Raw genomic sequence first — 4,131 nt, 5'->3', positions numbered from 1 at the left:
GACCGGGGTTCCTGCCACGGTGATCTCCTCGCCGTTGGTAATAATTTTCATGTAATGACCGCTCCTCAATGTTTGATTTACCATGCAAAGTACAGGTAATATCGGTACTCGCCCTCCTTGTTATAATTCGGTTTAAAGGTGAACTTCCGCCCACTGACGCTGAGGATCGTCGCTATATAGCTGCTGGTTGCCCATTCTTTGGCATTATTGTCCGCTGCCAATTGATAAGAGGCTCCATTGATGTACGCATAGGCAGTGTCATAAAATGGATTCTGCGGTGCCTCCGCCAGAATGTACAGGTGCGTAAAATCCATTCCCACATCCACTGTGGTAGCGCTGACATTACCACGAGAATCGAAATAAACACCAAATCTCCCCCGCCGGGCCATGTTCTTATTCTGGACTGCCAGGACACATCTTCCCAGTTCACTCATATGCTCCTCACCTCGCAATGCATACGATCAGCGGCAGGTTCACGGTGGGCTTGTCGCCTCCCTTGGGTCCGGTGGCAGTCAGCTGGCCGTCAGAACTGCACTCGAACTTCCCGCCAGGCCCCGCAACCGCCGCATACGCCTCATCGATCAGGATACGGGCATCAGCGTCACTGCTGCCGCCCGGCAGCACCATCACCGTGCTCTGGTTGTCGGTGGTCAAAAGCCCGGTGCATGCCACTGTCTGGGTCCAGCAGCCGGACGCAGAGCTCCACCCGGAGACCGTCAGCGTCACGGACACCGCCACCGGTGCCGTACACGCTCCAATGTCGCTTGGTGTGAGCGCATCCCCGCCGCCGGTGCGGTGGGTGGAGGCGTGGTTAAAATTCTGAATGTCCTCCTTTTGGTGGGAATGCTCTTTGTCTGCGAAAGCATCCGGCCTCTTTCCGCTGTCCTTCAGGTTCCCGCTCTGATCCAGCGAAGCCAGATTGCCTTCCACGGCGCCTTTTACCTTAGTCGCAAAATCACCGCCGGCAATCGCCGCTGCATCTTCCGCTGATTTTCGGGCCGCCTCCGCCGCTTCCCGGGCCTGGGAAACATATCCGGTTTCCAGGTCCTCCCGCGCCGTTTCCGCCAGTTGCCGGGCCGCCTCCGCTGCTGCTCTCGCAAGCTCTGCCGCCGCTCTGGCCGCTTCTGCCTCCGCCCGGCTTTGTTCCGCGTCACTCCGTGCTGCTTCTGCCTGACTGCGCTGCTCTTCTGCGGCCTGGATACCACTCTCTGTCTGATTGATGGCATTGATGGCATCCACCGCCGCATTATAGGCGGGCGCCACCAGCTGCCGGACCATCTTGTCGAATACGGCCTTGTTCTCAGACGTGGACCCGCTGAGAACGTCCGGTGCGGAACATACGCCCACCGCATTCATCTGCTCTTCTGTGATCTTCTGCAAATCGCTCATGGCATCCCCTCCTAACGCTTATAGTTGCTGCCCGGCTCCTTCCACTCCACGCCGAAGGCGTAAATACCGAAGGGCTCGTTTTTTTCTTTGTTCTGCAGGCGGAACCGGGTCTTGTCCACCTTCTTGATCTTGACCTTCCCGCTGAGGGTTCGTGGCGTCCGGTCCGAGGAAAAGACGAACTTGGAAAAATCGATATAGCTCCAGTCAAAATATCGGGCCCGCTCCTTGGCATCATAGACCAGATTCCAGATCCCCCGCCGCTGGGCGTAGATCTTCACGCCGGTGAGCACCGCCGCCGCCAACCGGACGGACACGGCGGTGAAGGTCTTGTTCTTGAAGAAGGTCTTCCCGTCAAAGTCGCTGGTCTCCCAGTAGGCGTCGATAGCCTGCCCGTCGTCGTTGTAGCTCTCCGGATCGTCCACGTTGTGGGCAAACTCCTTCAGCTTTCCGTCCTCCGTTCCAAACCACAGGACGCCGTCCTCTGTCCAGGTGAGCCGGGCGCCGATGCCGGGCCAGTAATAGGCCTCGTACTGATAGGAGCTGTACGGGCTGTTTTTCTCATAGGTCCGCTGCTGGCCATCCAGCAGATAGAGGTCCCCGCCGATGGAAAGCACGTAAAAATCCCGGTAGATAGACGCAGCGGCGTCCGCCTTTCCGGCCAGCTCCATCAGCGCCGAGGAGATGAGGTAGCTCCGCTCCTGGGTATATTTCTCCCCGGTCAGCTCCTCCGCCGTAATGGCGTAGATGCCCCGCTCCGTGAGAAACAGCGGCTCCTTACCGATGTAGGCGAAGGAGAACGGCGCCACCGGCGCCTCTCCCAGCAGCGTATTGGTCACCCGGAACAGGGCCTCCCCATCTGCATCCAGACTGCCGGTACGAACAACAGCGTTGCGGCCCACTCCTTTTCCCTGCAGAAAAGTGGCCAGCGTATTGCCCAGAATGGCATAGCCCACCACGGCACTGCCGTCCCGGCTTACTTTGGTATAGGCGGTATCCGGGAAATAGGTGGGGTCCTCAAAACCGGAGTACCAGTCCTGCCCCGGCTCGTCGGGGTTCCCGGAGAGGAAGACCCGGTCCTCCGCGCCCCCCACACCATACACGGCGAAGATCCGGCACTTGTTGATCTTGTCGGCATATCCCTCCCGGGCTTTGCTGGCAGTGATACGGACGTTGTCCTGCCCCTTGACCGGTGACTCTCCGGGGGCTGTATGGAACGTCACCAGGCCCTTCTCCCGGTCCACGGTGAAGTCTGTCCCCTCGGTCTTTTCCGACCACTCACCGTCCTCTCCCAGGATCTCAGCTTTTACCGCTTCTTCTCCCAACTCAATAGTTGTAAGCTGATACTCCTTTACATCGGCTTTTCCCAGGAAAGACTCCTTCCAGGCAAGCCCCAGAAGATTAAGTGCCTCATAAGTGGTGCCGCCGCCATCCGGGCTGCGGCTGATGATGATGGTGGGCACATAGGCCTCCTCACTCACCGCCTTGACCGCTGTGCCGTCGTACACCCGGTAGGTATTTCCGTCCAGAAGATAGAGTTTTCCGTCGAAGGAAAAGCTCTTGGAGCGTGCGTCCGCCATGCCGTCTGCCAACTCTGTCCACTCCGTCCCGGCGAGTTTATAGAGCTTGGTTCCCGCATGGATCAGCCGCTCCCCGTTCAGAAAGTGGACGCCGTTGATCCTTCCGCCGTTGGGTGCGGTGGCTCTGGTGGTATAGCCCATCCGCTTGCGCACCTTGCCCACCTGGTCCCGGATCATGTTGGGCGCCGCTGGAGAGCGGCTCTCGTCCACATTGGAGGGGCTGTTCAGAAGGTCAATCCCCCGGAAATACTCAATTGTGGCGGAATACTTGGGCTCCGCCGCCGGGATCGAAAACTGCGCCAAACTGCTCGCCTCCTTTGAAAAGCTGTTCCACCGTCGTGCCAGCCGGGGCACTCTGCTCACCGTTGGGCCATCCGGTTCCCTGTCCCTTTCGGGCCAGCCAACCGGGGCCCTGCCTCGAAAGCCCCTCGCTTATTCTGCCACTGGCAGCGCTTCGGCGCTTTCCTCGAATTGACCTCGCTTTATCCGCCGCAGGCGGCGCTTCGGTCAATTCCACCAGCCGCTGGTGTTTTTGACGCTTCCGCTGCCTCCGGCGGGACGGGCCGCCGACGCCGTCTGGAGCCGGGAGAGTCCCGCCTCAAACTCGTTGAGCATCTGGGTGCTCATCTGGATGTCATCCTCGCGGTAGAGCTCTGCGCCGATGTACAGCGGCACCAGCTCCGCCACCTCCCGGGGAACGCCCAGATCCGTGCCGTCCGGTGTGGAGGCGGAGATCACCGGGGCATAGGCCTGGTAGTAGACGGTATAGACCGCCGCCTCTCCCACCGGAAGAACCAGCGTGTCCGTCCCCTCCACGCTCCAGGAGTCCGTCGGGCCATATCCCTCCTGCTCCGTCTCCCGGTAGATCTCACCGGACACCAGAGCCCGGTAACGTTCGGCGGTCTCCCGCATGTCGATGCGGGCCACACCGCCGGAGGTCACCGGAATCCGCAGCGTGTCCCCGTCCTTCTCCGGCTCCACAACGTCCGGCGTCACTGCCACGTTCAGCCTGCCCAGCAGCGGGACCCCCACACCGGTGAGGATGGTCAGTGCTTCATTGGCCACCGCGGGCATGGCGTTGAGGTATTCTTCGTTGCTGTCGTCCTTGTTCAGCGCAGCGCCGTCATTGGAGAAAATGCGCTGCAGCGCCGCCAGTTTCACTTCG

At 60.2% G+C, this 4,131-nt stretch carries 4 protein-coding genes; all 4 read right to left on the bottom strand.

The window, feature by feature from the left end:
* Window positions 1-77: 77 nt before the first annotated feature.
* Entirely contained in the window at window positions 78-434 is a 357-nt protein-coding gene (locus QZL67_RS07905; protein ID WP_022290182.1) for a hypothetical protein, read from the bottom strand.
* 7 nt (window positions 435-441) lie between these two features.
* Complete coding sequence (locus QZL67_RS07900; RefSeq protein WP_022290181.1) at window positions 442-1,389, bottom strand: hypothetical protein; 948 nt, start codon at window positions 1,387-1,389, stop codon at window positions 442-444.
* An 11-nt stretch (window positions 1,390-1,400) separates the two neighbouring features.
* Entirely contained in the window at window positions 1,401-3,269 is a 1,869-nt protein-coding gene (locus tag QZL67_RS07895) for a hypothetical protein (protein ID WP_022290180.1), read from the bottom strand.
* Window positions 3,270-3,473: 204 nt separating this feature from the next.
* Window positions 3,474-4,131 (bottom strand): hypothetical protein (locus QZL67_RS07890; RefSeq protein ID WP_292920127.1); only part of this gene is annotated, 658 nt, incomplete at its 5' end.

It is taken from the genome of Oscillibacter sp. CAG:155, assembly GCA_000436875.1.
Lineage (GTDB): Bacteria > Bacillota > Clostridia > Oscillospirales > Oscillospiraceae > Oscillibacter.
Note: the sequence above shows the minus strand (reverse complement) of the source record. Positions and strands in the feature narration are given on the sequence as shown.

Bases quoted from the DNA above. Each gene is read 5' to 3' on its own strand.
- QZL67_RS07900 (WP_022290181.1), bottom strand. From the start codon at position 1,389: ATGAGCGATTTGCAGAAGATCACAGAAGAGCAGATGAATGCGGTGGGC.
- QZL67_RS07905 (WP_022290182.1), bottom strand. From the start codon at position 434: ATGAGTGAACTGGGAAGATGTGTCCTGGCAGTCCAGAATAAGAACATG.